A 14,437-nucleotide genomic window follows, 5' to 3' on the forward strand; every position below is an offset into this window, starting at 1 on the left:
GCTACGCACAATTCCGGCAAAAAAATGTGCGATAACCGCCCCGCTCACGCTCGCCGCCAGCCGAGACCGGTACACTGGAGGAACCGCAGAACAAGAGGTTACCCCCATGACAATCACCTGCAATCTGTACCTTGACGGCCAGTGGCACGATGCCGAAGACGGTCGGACCTTTACCCGGCGCCACCCTGCCCACGACGACGTCGCCTCGGTTGCCGCTGCCGCCAGCCTCGCCGACGGTAAACGCTGCGTCGAGGCCGCGGCCAGCGCCTTCCCGCAGTGGCGCGATACATCCCCGGCGGAACGGCGACGCTTACTGCTCGACGCGGCGGAACATATGCTGCTGCGGGAAGCTAAATTTATCGCCGCCATAGCGGCGGAGACCGGCGCCACCGCGCACTGGGCGGGATTTAACGTCCATCTGGCGGCCGATATCCTGCGCGAAGCGGCGGCGCTGACCACCCAGATCGAAGGGCAGATCATTCCATCCAACGTGCCGGGCAATCTGGCGATGGGGGTCCGCCAGGGTGCCGGCGTGGTGCTGGGCATGGCGCCGTGGAACGCGCCGCTGATCCTTGCCACCCGGGCGCTGGCGACGCCGCTGGCCTGCGGCAACACGGTGATCCTCAAGGGCGCTGAGCTCTCCCCGGCTACACAAGGATTGATTATCGACGCCCTCGACGCGGCGGGCTTCCCGCCGGGCGTGGTGAACTATCTCACCTGCGCGCCTCAAGACGCGCCGGCGCTGGTGGAGTCGCTGATCGCCCATCCGGCGGTGCGGCGCGTCAACTTTACCGGCTCCACACCGGTGGGGCGGATTATCGCCCGCACCTGCGGGCAGTATCTGAAACCGGCGGTGCTGGAGCTCGGTGGCAAAGCGCCGCTGCTGGTCCTCGACGATGCCGACATTGAGCAGGCGGCGGCGGGCGCCATTTTTGGCGCCTTCGCCAACGCCGGACAGATCTGCATGTCCACCGAGCGCATTATTGTCGACAACGCCGTGGCGGAGCGCTTTATCCCTCTGCTGACCAGGCGCGCCGCTTCTCTCCCCGCCAGCCTGACCGGCCCGGTGGTCGACATGAACACCGTCACCCGCTGCAACGCGTTAATCGACGATGCCTTAGCCAAAGGCGCCCGCCTGCTGACCGGCGGCAAAGCCAGCGATACCCACATGGCGCCTACCTTGCTGGACGGCGTCACCCGCGAGATGCGGCTGTGGAACGAAGAGTCCTTCGGCCCGGTAAAAGCGATTATTCGCGTTAATAACGACGAAGAGGCGCTGGCGGTAGCCAACGACAGCGACTATAGCCTTTCCGCTGCGGTCTACAGCCGCGACAGCGCCAGAGCGTGGAACCTGGCGCAACGTCTGCAAACCGGCATTTGCCATATCAATGGCCCAACCGTTCATGATGAAGCGCAAATGCCGTTTGGCGGCTGCAAAGCCTCCGGCTATGGCCGGTTCGGCGGTCGGGCCGGGATTGCGGAATTTACCGAGCTGCGCTGGATAACGCTCCAGACCCAGCCTCGCGAACTGCCATTCTGACGCCGACTCCCCCTTAGCCGTGGCTGGCGATGAGCTGCGCCAGCCCTTCCGGGTTTTCCCACGCCATTGAGTGCCCCGCGTGGGGCACAATCCCGACCGGGATCCCTTGCGCCTCTACCCGTTCGATATCCGCATAAGGGAGCGACTGCTCGCCGACGATCAGTATCTTCTGACAGCGCAGCTGGCAGAGCTGGGTAAACCAGGGGGTATTGCTGCCATGTATCAGGCTGCTGGCGGCTCGCCAAACGGCCCAGGGGGCGCTGTTTTGCAAACAGCCGGCCCAGGGCGAGCGCTCTTCCGCCAGCATCCTGGCGTAACCTTCGGCGATAAAGGCGGCCTCTGACTGCGCCGCTATGCGCCTGCTGTACTCGCCGCCTCCGGCGAACAGGTTGGGTTCAGAAACCAGCAGCGTGGTCACCCGCTCCGCCAGCAACCCTGCCGCTTCGATGGCAATGCTTCCCCCCATGCTATGCCCGTACAGCGCGAAGCGCTGCAGGCGCAGGTGGTCGAGGACTTGCTCCACTGCTTGCGCCTGGTTATGTATGTTGTAACTAAAGTCGTGCGGTTTATCGCTGTAGCCGAAGCCCGGTAGATCGATAAGTATTTTGCGCCGCCCGTTGAGTGCGGGGGCGCTGGCGACGCGGGGGTAGTCGTAAGATGACGCGCAGCCGAGGCCGTGGATAAACACCAGCGGAAGCCCCTCTCCCGGAAGATCGAGCCAGCGCAATGTGGCGCCTGCGACGGACGAAAAGAAACCGTTCACCTGTTTGCCTCCATGATAAGGTTACTGTGTTTTTATACAGTAACCTTATCCTTACCGCCACCCTTTTCTGTCGTCCGCCGCCGGAGCGTTAAAACAGCGAGACGAGTAGCGCCATCGGGAAGCTGAACGGCCAGGTGGCGCCGATCAACAGGGCCGCCAGCAGGCGGATCACCCGGCTCTCTTTGGTTAAAAACCAGCTAATTACGGCGCAGATCACGCCCATAATGGCGTAAAACACCAACATTTTTTGATATAACGTCATTCTTCGTTTTCCTTCCCTGAGGAGCGTTCCATGGTGGGATAATTATCTGCCATGACGTCGTGATTCAGAGATACCTGTATAACAAATTCAGAATCGGGCTGAATATTCAGAACAAAGCCCGATTCGTCTTAATCCGATAGCGCAACCGCGCCCGCCGTACTATACCTTTAGGGACTTACTCATTAAGGTGGCGTTATGGATGTCTCCAGCAAGACCGTCGTTATGATTAATGTCTGCGCCGCGTTCGCGCTTATCAGCCTGCTGTCAGTGAGATTTGGCTGGTTTTAATCATTTTACTCAGCAACGAAACCTAAAAAAGCAGCCCTCTGGGCTGCTTTTTTACGTGCGGAGGCTCGCGCCTATATTAGGGTCATAAACAATACGGGCTGAGTGGCCTGCGAAAATAACCTTGTTTAGCGCAGGGTTATAATGAGGCAAAACATTCACTTTCTCACTATCCCATTCGGCGGCGGCGCAAACGGCCTGCCCCACTCCCGCGCTCTCACAGCCCTGAATACGTTTTGCTGGCGCGTTACCATAGCTCAGCGCCACGGTGCCGACAGCCAGCAGAATAAAAGCAAAAATTTTCACAGCGACATCAACGTTAAAACCGAATATGCGTGAAATGATCGCATGAGCGGCGGCGGAAAGTCAAACCCGGGAGCGTGCGCCACCGCGCTGGCGCGTATGGCGGATTGACGCGCCGGTTATTAAATATTGCGAATAAATATTACCCGTTAACCGTAAATATAAAAGCCTTATTTATCGTCGTGAAATAGTTTCTGTTCAGCGCAATCTGATTCGTCTGATAAAGATAATATTTCGCCAATCCCAAACCAAAAGATTATCGCGCGTTGGCCGAAAATGCGATATACCGCGCAGGCGCTGGATCTTAATAAGATAAAAGGCGGCTACAAGCCGTTGTAACTTAACCTTTTCATGTCAGGCCTCGCTGGCGAGGGCCCCCAATAGCGCTAAATGACAACAAATATCATTTGCCTTCTCTTCAGAGAATACTTACATTCATAACTATTGGTAATGTTTTTAGCGCTGTGCGCTTTTCTATTTCGAGGTGGATATGTCCGGAATCATCACCCTGGTCATCGCGCTGATCCTGCTGGTCGCGGCGGTGTATAATCTTATTTCCTATATACGGGACCGTCGCAGCGCCAGCTTGCCGAGCAAAAAAACCAAGCGCTGAACACGGTTAACGCGATTTCCTTCCTGCGCCAGCATCGCTGGCATACTCCTCTTCCTGGCTTAGTGCGGACATAAAAAAAGCCCCTGCCATCAGGCAGGGGCCGGTATTGGGTCGCAAACCGCGACGTTGCCGCCTCACCCGCCGGGCGCGACGCGCCCAGGGTGACTGGCGAACCCCATCCGGCGCTTATCTCCGGCACTCACGATGGCTTAGCTCTTGAAGGGGTATCAGAATAATCTCACATTCCCCGCCGCGAGTTTTAACCATTTTTGCCATCGTGACTATTAGCGAACTAACACACCCATTGCGTAATCATTCGTTGCCGCTTATGGGTCAATCCGTTAGCCATGTTTAACCATCACATGGCGGACCACGGTGTAATCCTCAAGGCCGTACATCGACATGTCTTTCCCATAGCCCGACAGCTTCTGGCCGCCATGCGGCATTTCACTCACCAGCATAAAGTGGGTATTGACCCAGGTGCAGCCGTACTGCAGCCTGGCGCTGAGCCGGTGGGCGCGGCCAACATCTTTCGTCCACACCGAAGAGGCCAGACCATACTGGGAGTCATTTGCCCAGCTCAGGGCCTGCGCTTCATCGCTGAAAGGCGTCACGCTGACCACCGGGCCAAACACTTCGCGCTGCACGATGGCGTCTTCCTGCCGGGCGCCGGCGAGCAGCGTCGGCTGGAAATAATAGCCCGCGCCGTCCGCCCGATTGCCGCCGGTCACCACTTTAATATGCTGTAGCGCCTTGGCGGCTTCCACCGCGGCGCTAACGCGCTCAAGATGGGCCAGCGAGCTCAGCGGTCCCAGCTCGGTGGCGGCATCCTCCGGCGCCCCCATTTTCAGGCTGGCCACCGCCGCCCCGAGCTTCTCCACCAGCTGCTCATAAATACCCTGTTGGGCGTAGATCCGGCAAGCGGCCGTACAGTCCTGGCCGGCGTTATAAAACCCGAAGGTCCGAACGCCATCCACCACCGCATCGATATCCGCGTCGTCAAAGACGATGACCGGCGCCTTACCGCCCAGCTCCATATGGGTACGTTTAATCGACGAGGCGGTATGGCCGATGATATGCGCGCCGGTGGCAATCGACCCGGTCAGGGAAACCATTCGCACCTTCGCGTGGGCGGTCAGCGGATCGCCCACCGTTTTGCCACGGCCGAACAGTACGTTGACCACCCCTTCCGGGAAAATATCTTTTGCCAGCTCAGCCAGCTTCAGCGCCGTCAGCGGGGTGATCTCGGAGGGTTTTAGCACCACGCAGTTGCCTGCCGCCAGCGCCGGGCCCAGCTTCCAGGCCGCCATCATCAGGGGATAGTTCCACGGCGCGATGGAGGCCACCACGCCCACCGGGTCGCGACGGATCATCGAGGTATGCCCTTCCAGATACTCTCCGGCCGCCATTCCCGGCAGGCAGCGGGCGGCGCCGGCGAAGAAGCGGAAAACGTCCGCAATGGCCGGCATCTCATCGTTAAGCACGCAGTGCAGCGGCTTGCCGCAGTTCAGCGACTCCAGCTGCGCCAGGGTCTCCGCCTGCGCCGCGATGGCATCCGCCAGCTTCAGCATACATTCCGCGCGCGTTTTCGGCGTCGTCTGGCTCCAGGCGTCGAACGCCCGATCCGCCGCGTCAACGGCGGCATCCACCTGGGCCGCTGTCGCTTCGGCAATCTCCAGGATCACATCGCCGGTCGCAGGGTTGTATACCGGCACCTTCTCGCCTTCACCTGCCACTAACTTACCGTTTATCAAGAGGTTGTGTTGCATAGCATTATCCTGTTTCATGGTTTTATTTCCCGTTTCCGGCGACGTTATCGCCGTCGCGGGTGAGCCACCAGGCCCCTAAGATTGGTATCGTTGTTACCAGCATCACCAACAGCGCGACAACGTTGGTGACGGGCACATCTCGCGGCCGCCCCAGCTGATTCAGTAACCACAGCGGCAAAGTTCGCTCATGCCCCGCGGTAAAAGTCGTGACGATGATTTCATCAAATGACAGGGCGAATGCCAGCATCCCGCCCGCCAGCAGCGCCGATCCCAGATTGGGCAGCACAACGTAGCGAAAGGTCTGCCAGCCGGTCGCCCCCAAATCCATCGAGGCCTCCACCAGGCTCCAGGAGGTCCGGCGGAAGCGGGCGATGACGTTGTTAAACACCACCACCACGCAGAAGGTCGCGTGCCCCACCACGATGGTCAGCAGCCCAGGCTCAAGGCCGACAGCTTTAAAGGCGGTCAGGAGCGCCAGGCCGGTAATAATCCCCGGCAAGGCGATGGGCAGCAGCAGCAGTAGCGACACCGCGTTCTTACCAAAAAAGGTGCTCCGCCACAGGGCTCCTGCAGCAAGCGTGCCAAGCACTAAGGCAATGGCCGTCGACAGGGCGGCAATTTTAAGTGACAACGTCACTGCCTCCAGAATATCGCTGCGCCCTGCCGCCTCGCTGAACCAGCGCAGCGTCAGCCCCTGCGGCGGAAAACTGAAGGCGGCATCTTCCGTATTAAAAGCATAGATGGCGATGATCAGCAGCGGAAAGTGGAGAAAGACCACCCCGCCCCATGTCGCCAGTTTCAGATACCAGGGTGCGCGTTCAGAGTGCATCGAAGGCTCCCAGACGTTTCACGAACGCCAGATAAAGGGCAATCAGCACGATCGGCACGAGGGTAAACGCCGCCGCCATCGGCATATTGCCGATCGCCCCCTGCTGCGAGTAAACCATATTGCCGATAAAGTACCCCGGCGGGCCGACCAGCTGCGGCACGATAAAATCGCCCAGCGTGAGCGAAAAGGTGAAGATCGACCCGGCGGCAATCCCGGGAATAGCCAGCGGCAGGACCACGTAGCGGAAGGTCTGCCGCGGGGCGGCGCCAAGATCGGCCGAGGCCTGCAGCAAAGAGCCAGGGATACGCTCCAGCGCCGCCTGCACCGGCAGGATCATAAAAGGCAGCCAGATGTAGACGAAGACCAGGAAGCGTCCGAGTCCGGAGGTGGATAAGGTGTTGCCGCCCACCGCCGGGACGGTCAGCAGAGCGTTCAGCGCCCCTTCCAGCCCGAGATGGCCGAGAAACCACTGCGCCACGCCATCTTTGGCCAACAGCAGCACCCACGCGTAGGCTTTGACGATATAGCTGGCCCACATCGGCAGCATGACCGCGATATAAAAGAAGGCCTTCATTTTGCCGCTGGTGTAGCGCGCCATATACCAGGCCATCGGCAGCGCCAGCAGGGCACTGGCCAGCGTCACGCACAGCGCCATGACCAGGGTGCGAACGATAATGTCGTAGTTGGCAGGGTTGAACAGCGCCTGCAGATTGGCCAGCGTGAAGTCGCTGGTCACCGACATGGTGAAGTCGTCAAAAGTGTAGATACTCTGCCACAGCAGGGTCAGCAGCGAGCCCAGATAGACGATGCCAAACCACATCAACGGCCCAAGCAGCAGCAAAAACAGGCCCAGCGCCGGCCGGCGCCAGAAGATCCCCGATACGCGTCCGGCCTGCGCAGGAACAATCGCCATGGTCATCTCAGCCTCCGCTTTCCAGCGGGGTCATCGCCGCCCGCGACCATGACGCCTGCACCGTTTGCCCGGTTCGAGGAACGCTCGCCGCCGCCGCGCCGTCGATATTGGCCTGGCTGACCAGCAGCTTGTCGCCATCCGCCAGCCGGAGCTCGATCCGCGTTGCCGCCCCCTGATACTGTACCGCCTGCACCACGCCCTGCACCTGCACTTCGCCGCCGCCCTGCAGGCGAACATGTTCCGGGCGCAGCGACCAGCAGCCCGCCAGGCCGCATAGCCGCCGGGCCGCCTCGGCCTCAAAGACGTTGGCGGTGCCGACAAAACCGGCGACAAAGGCAGTCTTCGGATGCAGATAAAGATCCTGCGGGGCATCCACCTGCTCAATGCGCCCGTTGTTAAACACCGCCACGCGATCGGACATCGACAGCGCTTCGCTCTGGTCGTGGGTGACGAAGATGAAGGTGATCCCCAGCGACTGCTGCAGCTTTTTCAGCTCCACCTGCATCTGCTCGCGCAGCTTTAAATCCAGGGCGCCCAGCGGCTCGTCGAGCAGCAGCACCCGCGGCTGGTTCACCAGCGCCCGGGCGATGGCGACCCGCTGCCGCTGACCGCCAGAGAGCTGGGAGGGCTTGCGATGGTGCGCAAAACCGAGGGCCACCTTCTCCAGCGCCTCCTGGGCGCGGGCATGGCGCGCTTTCTTCGCCACGCCTTTGACCATCAGGCCGTAAGCGACATTGTCGAGGATCGACATATGGGGAAACAGCGCATAGTCCTGGAACACGGTATTGACGTCCCGCTGCCAGGGCGGCAGCTCGCTGGCCGGCTGACCGAAGATCCGGATGGTGCCGCCGGAGAGCTGCTCAAAACCGGCAATCAGCCGCAGGCAGGTGGTTTTCCCCGAGCCCGAAGGTCCCAGCATGGAGAAAAACTCGCCGTCGCGGATACCAATGCTGACCCCGTCCACCGCCCGCACATCGCCATACAGGCGCGATACATTCTGAAACTCGACCGCGTACGTCATTGTTTGCCTCCGATCCTTAGCGGCCGCCCATTATCGCAATGTAGTCCTGCGTCCAGCGGCTGTAGGGAACGTATTTCCCCCCCTCGGCAACCGGCGTTTTCCAGAAGTGGATGCGGGCAAACTGGTCATAGCCGTTGGTCTCACAGCCCTTCTCTCCGAGCAGCGCGCTGGCTTTACAGCCCTCAGGCACCACCGGCAGCGAGCCGAACCAGGCCGCTACATCGCCCTGCACCTTCGGCGTGAGCGACCAGTTCATCCATTTATAAGCGCAGACCGGGTGCTTCGCCTCGCTGTGCAGCATGGTGGTATCCGCCCAGCCGGTCACCCCCTCCTTCGGAAATACGGTAGCGACAGGCTGGCCTTCCGCCTTCAGGCCGTTGGCCTGATAGGGCCACGAGCTGGAGGCGGCCACCCCTTCGTTTTTGAAGTCGTTCATCTGCACGGTGGCGTCATGCCAGTAACGGTGGATCAGTGGTTGCTGGTCACGCAGCACCTTCAGCACCGCGTTGTACTGGGTTTCGGTCAGTTGATAGGGATCTTCGATCCCCAGCTGCGGTTGGGTGGCTTTGACAAACAGCGCAGCGTCGGCGATATAGATCGGGCCATCATAGGCCTGCACCCGCCCCTGATTGGTTTTGCCATCCGGAAGATCCTGCTTCACGAAGACCACGCTCCAGCTGTCCGGCGGCGTCGGGAATACGCGGGTGTTGTACATCAGCAGATTCGGTCCCCACTGATACGGCGTGCCGTAAACTTTGCCCCCGACGTTAAACCATGCCCCTTGCGCAATGCGCGGGTCGAGAGTGTGCCACCCGGCAATTAGCGCTGTGTTAATCGGTTGAACGCGTTTGCCCATGATCAGACGCAGCGAAGCATCGCCCGAGGCAGTCACCAGATCGTAGCCGCCCTTGGCCATCAGGCTAACCATTTCGTCAGAGGTGGCGGCAGTTTTCACATTAACCTGACAGCCGGTCTCCTTTTCAAACTGGCTGACCCAGTCGTACTGCTTGTCGGTCTGACCGCGTTCGATATACCCCGGCCAGGCAATAATATCCAGCCGCCCTTCCGGTTTATCCAGCGAGGTGAGTGGCTCAGCCGCCTGGACGGTCAGGCAGGCCATCCCCAGCACATAAAGGCTGCAACGGGCCAATTTTTTGCTCATCAGGTGTTACTCCTGTCACAAGGGAATTAGCGGCAGCCGTGCCGTAAAAATATCTCCTGAAATAAGGGTAGTCAGCGGATTAACGCCCTCGGGGGAATTTATTCAGGTTGTGACCCGGGACGCATTACGCAAAAATCGCCAACACAAGACTGACTTTATGGATTATAGACAACGAGTTAGAGAAAAAGGAGGGGTATGCGTATTTCCTATGGTGAGCGCCGGTAAAATAATGACCGGCCTCGATAAAAATCCATCTTCGTTTATTTTTAGCGATTGTTTATCGCGGCGAAAAATAGCCAAAGCGATCAGGAAAGCTGCTCACGAATTAGCTCGCCCAGGCGCTTCACCCCCTGCTCTTCGCGTTCTCCCCAGCCCCAGGCGGTATTAAAGCGGAAAAACGAGGTCCAGCTGGCGGAGGTGGAGAACATTTTTCCCGGGGCGATGCTGATGTGCGACGCCAGCGCCCTGGCGCTCAGCACGCTGGCGTCGGCCCCTTCCGGTAGTTCGATCCACAGAAAATAGCCGCTGTCGCTGTGATGGATAGTGACCTCCGGCGGCAGATGGCGCAGCAGCGCCTGCCAGGCCTGCTGTTTACGTTCCGCCAGCTGGCGACGGAGACGGCGCAGATGGGCGTCATAGCGTTTGGTCGACAGGTAATCCACCAGGGCTAACTGCATCGGCGAGCTGGTGGAGAGCGTACTCATCAGCTGCAGCTGCTGGATCCGCCGCGCCTGTTTCCCGGCCGCCACCCAGCCGATGCGAAAGCCGGGCACCAGACATTTTGAAAACGAACTGCAGTGCAGCGTCATATCCTGTTGATCCCAGAACTTCGCCGGCAACGGCTTCTCGCGGCCAAAGTAGAGCTCGCTGTAAACATCATCTTCAATCAGCATCACGTCATAGCGCGCCAGCAGCGCCACCAGCGCTGCTTTTTTTTCGGCGCTGAGGGTGAAGCCGAGCGGGTTCTGGCCGTTGGTCATCAGCCAGCAGGCCTTGACCGGATAGTTTTGCAGGGCCGCCTCCAGCGCCGTCAGGTCAATGCCCTCTTTGACGTCGGTGGCCACCGACAGCGCCTTCAGACGCAGCCTCTCCAGCGCCTGCAGGGCTCCGTAGAAACAGGGATTTTCCACCACCACCCAGTCGCCGGGCTCGGTCACCGCCTGCAGGCTGAGGTTTAGCGCCTCCAGCGCTCCGGCGGTAATGACGATCTCGTCGGGCGAGACATTCATCCCCTGCAGGGCATAGCGCCGGGCAATGGCGTGCCGTAGCTCCGCGTTGCCCGGCGGCAGGTTCTCAATCACGCTCATGGCGGTGGCGGTTTTACTCACCTGCGCCAGCGAACGGTTAAGCTGCTGGAGTGGGAAGAGACGCGGGTCCGGGAAGGCCGAGGCAAAGGGCAGCATTGACGCCTGGCGGCTAGCCTGGAGCACCTCAAAGATGTAAGTATTGATATCGACCGCTTCATCGCGGGTCACCTGAGCAGGCGGCGCCGGCTGACGAAGCTTCACCGGCTGGGGGGCGACGTAATATCCCGACTGCGGTCGGGCGACGATGCGCCCCTGGCTTTCCAGTAGCTGATAGGCATGGCTGACGGTCATAAAGCTCATGCCGCTGCTGACCACCTGCTCGCGCAGCGAGGGGAGCCGATCGCCCGGCAACCAGACGCCAAGCGCGATCTGGTCGGTCAGCTGCTGCGCCAGCTGTTGATACTTTTTCATTGTCACCCTTTCCTTGCTGCAACCTCCCTTTATCATATATCAGTTGTTATAAATTAACACTTTTAAGTAACTGTTATGTAAAACAGCGCAACCCGGTCACACAGAACGCCCGCAGGAAAGGTTCACGAGAAAATTGTCCAAAAAAACGATATGATGCATAACCAAAAAATGAACATGATACCGATGGTAATACATAAGCTATGTAATCCTTTTTCTGACATGACCATTCCCTTTTATTGATATCCTGAGAATAAAATACAAAGCACGGCTAAACACGACAATTTAAAATTATTTAATTCATAATTAACTGCCTCATCCTTTTTACTGATTCTCATACTAACAAACGTGTGCAGACGTTAAATTCATTAATAAAGAACAGATAATAAAATGCTATATCTGTCGTAATCAGAGGATATTGCTCACAAAAATTCAACGACCGCGCTTTCCCGGGCAGCTACAGGTCTAAGCTGATCCGTAAGACTACGAAAATACAGTGAAATAGATTATTAATATTTTCCTGGCCAACAATCTGGCTTTGCTTTCAGCGTTAAAAATGACGCTTTTCACCCGGGGATTTCCATGTTGGCGGTCCCCGGAGACAGGCAAAAAGATCATAACAGCCGCCAACTGTTATGATAAAAAATGAACCGACTGCCTCTGCCCCCTTGCCGCTACCCTGCCTAAAATTGCGCTGAATCAATTTTGTTGTGGAGTCCTGCATGTTCGGTCTTGATGCATTCCATCTGGCGCGAATTCAATTCGCCTTTACGGTCTCGTTTCATATTATCTTTCCCGCCATCACCATTGGCCTGGCAAGCTACCTGGCGGTTCTCGAAGGCCTGTGGCTGAAAAGCAAAAATCCCACCTGGCGCTCGCTGTACCATTTCTGGTCGAAGATCTTCGCCGTCAACTTCGGTATGGGAGTGGTGTCCGGGCTGGTGATGGCCTATCAGTTCGGCACTAACTGGAGCGGTTTTTCGCAGTTCGCGGGTAGCATCACCGGCCCCCTGCTGACCTATGAAGTCCTGACGGCGTTCTTTCTGGAAGCCGGTTTTCTCGGGGTCATGCTCTTCGGCTGGAACCGCGTGGGGCCAGGGCTGCACTTTTTCGCCACCTGCATGGTGGCGCTGGGGACTATCATCTCGACCTTCTGGATCCTCGCTTCCAACAGCTGGATGCAGACCCCGCAGGGGTTTGAGATCGTCGATGGCCAGGTGGTGCCCGTCGACTGGCTGGCGGTGATCTTTAACCCGTCTTTCCCCTACCGCTTGCTGCACATGACGGTGGCGGCATTTCTCAGCAGCGCGCTGTTTGTCGGCGCCTCGGCGGCCTGGCATCTGCTGCGCGGCAATCAGTCGCCAGCGATCCGCAAGATGTTCTCCATGGCGCTATGGATGACGCTGCTGGTCGCGCCGGTCCAGGCGCTGATCGGCGATATGCATGGCCTGAACACCCTGAAACACCAGCCGGCAAAAATCGCCGCCATTGAGGGCCACTGGGAAAACCCGCCCGGCGAGCCGACGCCGTTATTATTGTTTGGCTGGCCAGATATGGAGCAGGAGCGCACCCGCTACGGGCTTGAGATCCCGGCGCTGGGCAGTCTGATCCTCACCCACAGTCTGGATAAACAGGTGCCGGCGCTGAAGGAGTTCGCCCCTGAGGATCGGCCAAACTCCACCGTGGTGTTCTGGTCATTTCGCCTGATGGCTGGTCTCGGCATGCTGATGTTGCTGCTCGGGGCGCTTGCCCTGTGGCTGCGCCGCGGCGACCGGCTGTACCACTCGCGGCCGTTTCTGCGCTTTGCCCTGTGGATGGGCCCCTCAGGACTGATTGCCATTCTCGCCGGCTGGGTGACTACCGAAGTGGGCCGCCAGCCATGGGTGGTGTATGGCGTTCAGCGCACCGCCGAGGCGGTTTCCGCCCACGGCGATCTGCATATGTCGGTCAGTTTGTTGACCTTTATTGTGGTTTACAGCGCCGTCTTCGGGGTCGGCTACAGCTACATGCTGCGCCTGATCCGCAAGGGGCCGCAGGAGGTGCAACCCGCGACAACCGGTACGCCAGCCCGCCCGCTGTCCGCCGCTACTGAAGGTTATCTGCAGAAGGAGTCCCGCTAATGGGTATCGAATTATCGGTGATCTGGTTCGTGATTATCGTCTTTGCCACGCTGATGTACATCGTCATGGACGGCTTTGATCTGGGCATTGGCATGCTGTTCGGCACGGTCCGGGGCAGCACAGAGCGCGACGTGATGGTGAACAGCGTCGCCCCGGTATGGGATGGCAATGAGACCTGGCTGGTGCTGGGCGGCGCCGGTCTGTTTGGCGCCTTTCCCCTCGCCTACGCGGTGATAATCGACGCCCTGTCGATCCCCCTGACCCTGATGCTGATCGGCCTGATCTTTCGCGGCGTGGCCTTTGAATTTCGTTTCCAGGCCACGCCGTCGCACCGGCCATTCTGGGACCGCGCCTTCTTTGGCGGTTCCCTGCTGGCGACCTTCAGCCAGGGCGTGGTGGTCGGAGCGGTGATCGACGGATTTACCGTCAGCGGTCGCGCCTTCAGCGGCGGCATGTTTGACTGGCTGACCCCGTTCAGCCTGTTTTGCGGACTCGGGCTGTGCGTGGCCTATGCGCTGCTCGGCGCTACCTGGCTGGTGATGAAGAGCGAAGGCGCGCTGCAGCAGCGGATGCGCAGCGCGTCGCGACAGTTGCTGGTTGCCCTGCTGGCGGTGTTTGCCGTCATCAGCCTGTGGACGCCGCTGGCGCACCCGGCGATCGCCGCACGCTGGTTCAGCCTGCCGAATCTCTATTTCCTGCTGCCGGTGCCGCTGCTGGTGCTCCTGATTAGCGCCTGGCTGTGGCACACACTGCCTCTGCACGACCGCCATGTCTCGCCTTTCACCCTAACGCTGGGCCTGGTGTTTCTCGGCTTTAGCGGCCTGGGGATCAGCATCTGGCCGCATATTATTCCGCCATCGATTACCTTGTGGCAGGCCGCCGCCCCGCCGCAAAGCCAGGGCTTTATGCTGGTGGGCGCGCTGCTGATTATTCCGGTTATTCTTGGCTATACCTGCTGGAGCTATTACGTGTTCCGCGGCAAAGTCCAGCCAGGGGAGGGTTATCATTGATGAAAACCGTCTGGTCCAAACGTCTGCTGTGGCTGATCGCGCTGTGGGGAGGCAGCGTGCTGACGCTGGCCGCCATCAGCCTGCTGTTTCGCCTGCTGATGACCGCCGCAGGTCTTAAAGTTTGAGCCAGGA

At 59.3% G+C, this 14,437-nt stretch carries 15 protein-coding genes; 6 read left to right on the forward strand and 9 right to left on the reverse strand.

The window, feature by feature from the left end:
• The first annotated feature begins 106 nt into the window (after positions 1–106).
• Positions 107–1,540 (forward strand): aldehyde dehydrogenase, encoded by a 1,434-nt coding sequence (locus ACOI7Z_RS04900; protein WP_087849252.1) that lies wholly within the window; start codon positions 107–109, stop codon positions 1,538–1,540.
• Positions 1,541–1,553: 13 nt separating this feature from the next.
• On the opposite strand, the gene ACOI7Z_RS04905 is transcribed toward ACOI7Z_RS04900, so the two are convergent.
• Together ACOI7Z_RS04905 and ACOI7Z_RS04910 are read right to left on the reverse strand one after the other, a co-directional pair.
• Positions 1,554–2,303, reverse strand: coding sequence for an alpha/beta fold hydrolase (locus ACOI7Z_RS04905; protein ID WP_087849253.1), 750 nt, complete (start codon positions 2,301–2,303; stop codon positions 1,554–1,556).
• A gap of 88 nt (positions 2,304–2,391) precedes the next feature.
• Positions 2,392–2,565 carry a GhoT/OrtT family toxin gene (locus ACOI7Z_RS04910; protein ID WP_008804686.1) on the reverse strand — a complete coding sequence of 58 codons (174 nt, stop codon included), beginning with the start codon at positions 2,563–2,565 and terminating at the stop codon, positions 2,392–2,394.
• A 195-nt stretch (positions 2,566–2,760) separates the two neighbouring features.
• On the opposite strand from ACOI7Z_RS04910, the gene yncL reads away from it, so the two are divergent.
• Complete coding sequence (yncL, locus tag ACOI7Z_RS04915) at positions 2,761–2,853, forward strand: stress response membrane protein YncL (RefSeq protein ID WP_002906891.1); 93 nt, start codon at positions 2,761–2,763, stop codon at positions 2,851–2,853.
• 51 nt (positions 2,854–2,904) lie between these two features.
• Here the strand turns inward: yncL and ACOI7Z_RS04920 are convergent, their stop codons facing one another.
• Positions 2,905–3,156, reverse strand: a complete 252-nt coding sequence (locus tag ACOI7Z_RS04920) for a hypothetical protein (RefSeq protein ID WP_032453085.1) — start codon at positions 3,154–3,156, stop codon at positions 2,905–2,907.
• A gap of 487 nt (positions 3,157–3,643) precedes the next feature.
• Here ACOI7Z_RS04920 and ACOI7Z_RS04925 point away from each other — a divergent pair, with 487 nt between their 5' ends.
• A complete protein-coding gene (locus ACOI7Z_RS04925; RefSeq protein ID WP_004175940.1) occupies positions 3,644–3,766 on the forward strand; it encodes a small membrane protein in 123 nt (40 codons plus the stop codon).
• Positions 3,767–4,107: 341 nt separating this feature from the next.
• Here the strand turns inward: ACOI7Z_RS04925 and patD are convergent, their stop codons facing one another.
• The 6 genes from patD to ACOI7Z_RS04955 form a co-directional block, all read right to left on the reverse strand.
• Positions 4,108–5,535 (reverse strand): aminobutyraldehyde dehydrogenase, encoded by a 1,428-nt coding sequence (gene patD, locus ACOI7Z_RS04930; protein WP_087849254.1) that lies wholly within the window; start codon positions 5,533–5,535, stop codon positions 4,108–4,110.
• Between the two features lie 22 nt (positions 5,536–5,557).
• On the reverse strand, positions 5,558–6,364 hold the full coding sequence (locus ACOI7Z_RS04935; protein ID WP_017900483.1) for an ABC transporter permease: 807 nt from the start codon (positions 6,362–6,364) through the stop codon (positions 5,558–5,560).
• On the reverse strand, positions 6,354–7,283 hold the full coding sequence (locus ACOI7Z_RS04940; protein ID WP_004202776.1) for an ABC transporter permease: 930 nt from the start codon (positions 7,281–7,283) through the stop codon (positions 6,354–6,356). The genes ACOI7Z_RS04935 and ACOI7Z_RS04940 overlap by 11 nt, the downstream gene beginning before the upstream one ends.
• A gap of 1 nt (position 7,284) precedes the next feature.
• Positions 7,285–8,298, reverse strand: a complete 1,014-nt coding sequence (locus tag ACOI7Z_RS04945) for an ABC transporter ATP-binding protein (RefSeq protein ID WP_004202778.1) — start codon at positions 8,296–8,298, stop codon at positions 7,285–7,287.
• 16 nt (positions 8,299–8,314) lie between these two features.
• Entirely contained in the window at positions 8,315–9,460 is a 1,146-nt protein-coding gene (gene ydcS / locus ACOI7Z_RS04950) for a putative ABC transporter substrate-binding protein YdcS (protein ID WP_023289895.1), read from the reverse strand.
• A gap of 305 nt (positions 9,461–9,765) precedes the next feature.
• Positions 9,766–11,178: a PLP-dependent aminotransferase family protein gene (locus ACOI7Z_RS04955; RefSeq protein ID WP_032453089.1), complete on the reverse strand. Its 1,413-nt coding sequence runs from the start codon at positions 11,176–11,178 to the stop codon at positions 9,766–9,768.
• 719 nt (positions 11,179–11,897) lie between these two features.
• On the opposite strand from ACOI7Z_RS04955, the gene ACOI7Z_RS04960 reads away from it, so the two are divergent.
• From ACOI7Z_RS04960 to ACOI7Z_RS04970, 3 genes are read left to right on the forward strand one after another with little or no spacing between them, the layout of a single operon-like run.
• Entirely contained in the window at positions 11,898–13,295 is a 1,398-nt protein-coding gene (locus ACOI7Z_RS04960) for a cytochrome ubiquinol oxidase subunit I (RefSeq protein ID WP_004202782.1), read from the forward strand.
• Entirely contained in the window at positions 13,295–14,305 is a 1,011-nt protein-coding gene (gene cydB / locus ACOI7Z_RS04965) for a cytochrome d ubiquinol oxidase subunit II (protein ID WP_087849255.1), read from the forward strand. The genes ACOI7Z_RS04960 and cydB overlap by 1 nt, the downstream gene beginning before the upstream one ends.
• Positions 14,305–14,430 (forward strand): DUF2474 domain-containing protein, encoded by a 126-nt coding sequence (locus tag ACOI7Z_RS04970; protein ID WP_004202785.1) that lies wholly within the window; start codon positions 14,305–14,307, stop codon positions 14,428–14,430. Before cydB ends, ACOI7Z_RS04970 begins: the two co-directional genes overlap by 1 nt.
• Positions 14,431–14,437: the final 7 nt, after the last annotated feature.

The sequence above is a fragment of the Klebsiella sp. C283 genome, assembly GCF_048822555.1.
GTDB lineage: Bacteria > Pseudomonadota > Gammaproteobacteria > Enterobacterales > Enterobacteriaceae > Klebsiella > Klebsiella quasipneumoniae.

What these genes read in the sequence shown, in the direction of transcription:
- ACOI7Z_RS04900 (WP_087849252.1), top strand. Translation starts at nt 107, where the DNA reads ATGACAATCACCTGCAATCTGTACCTTGACGGCCAGTGGCACGATGCC.
- ACOI7Z_RS04910 (WP_008804686.1), bottom strand. Translation starts at nt 2,565, where the DNA reads ATGACGTTATATCAAAAAATGTTGGTGTTTTACGCCATTATGGGCGTG.
- yncL (WP_002906891.1), top strand. Translation starts at nt 2,761, where the DNA reads ATGGATGTCTCCAGCAAGACCGTCGTTATGATTAATGTCTGCGCCGCG.
- ACOI7Z_RS04925 (WP_004175940.1), top strand. Translation starts at nt 3,644, where the DNA reads ATGTCCGGAATCATCACCCTGGTCATCGCGCTGATCCTGCTGGTCGCG.
- patD (WP_087849254.1), bottom strand. Translation starts at nt 5,535, where the DNA reads ATGCAACACAACCTCTTGATAAACGGTAAGTTAGTGGCAGGTGAAGGC.
- ACOI7Z_RS04935 (WP_017900483.1), bottom strand. Translation starts at nt 6,364, where the DNA reads ATGCACTCTGAACGCGCACCCTGGTATCTGAAACTGGCGACATGGGGC.
- ACOI7Z_RS04940 (WP_004202776.1), bottom strand. Translation starts at nt 7,283, where the DNA reads ATGACCATGGCGATTGTTCCTGCGCAGGCCGGACGCGTATCGGGGATC.
- ACOI7Z_RS04945 (WP_004202778.1), bottom strand. Translation starts at nt 8,298, where the DNA reads ATGACGTACGCGGTCGAGTTTCAGAATGTATCGCGCCTGTATGGCGAT.
- ydcS (WP_023289895.1), bottom strand. Translation starts at nt 9,460, where the DNA reads ATGAGCAAAAAATTGGCCCGTTGCAGCCTTTATGTGCTGGGGATGGCC.
- ACOI7Z_RS04955 (WP_032453089.1), bottom strand. Translation starts at nt 11,178, where the DNA reads ATGAAAAAGTATCAACAGCTGGCGCAGCAGCTGACCGACCAGATCGCG.
- ACOI7Z_RS04960 (WP_004202782.1), top strand. Translation starts at nt 11,898, where the DNA reads ATGTTCGGTCTTGATGCATTCCATCTGGCGCGAATTCAATTCGCCTTT.
- cydB (WP_087849255.1), top strand. Translation starts at nt 13,295, where the DNA reads ATGGGTATCGAATTATCGGTGATCTGGTTCGTGATTATCGTCTTTGCC.
- ACOI7Z_RS04970 (WP_004202785.1), top strand. Translation starts at nt 14,305, where the DNA reads ATGAAAACCGTCTGGTCCAAACGTCTGCTGTGGCTGATCGCGCTGTGG.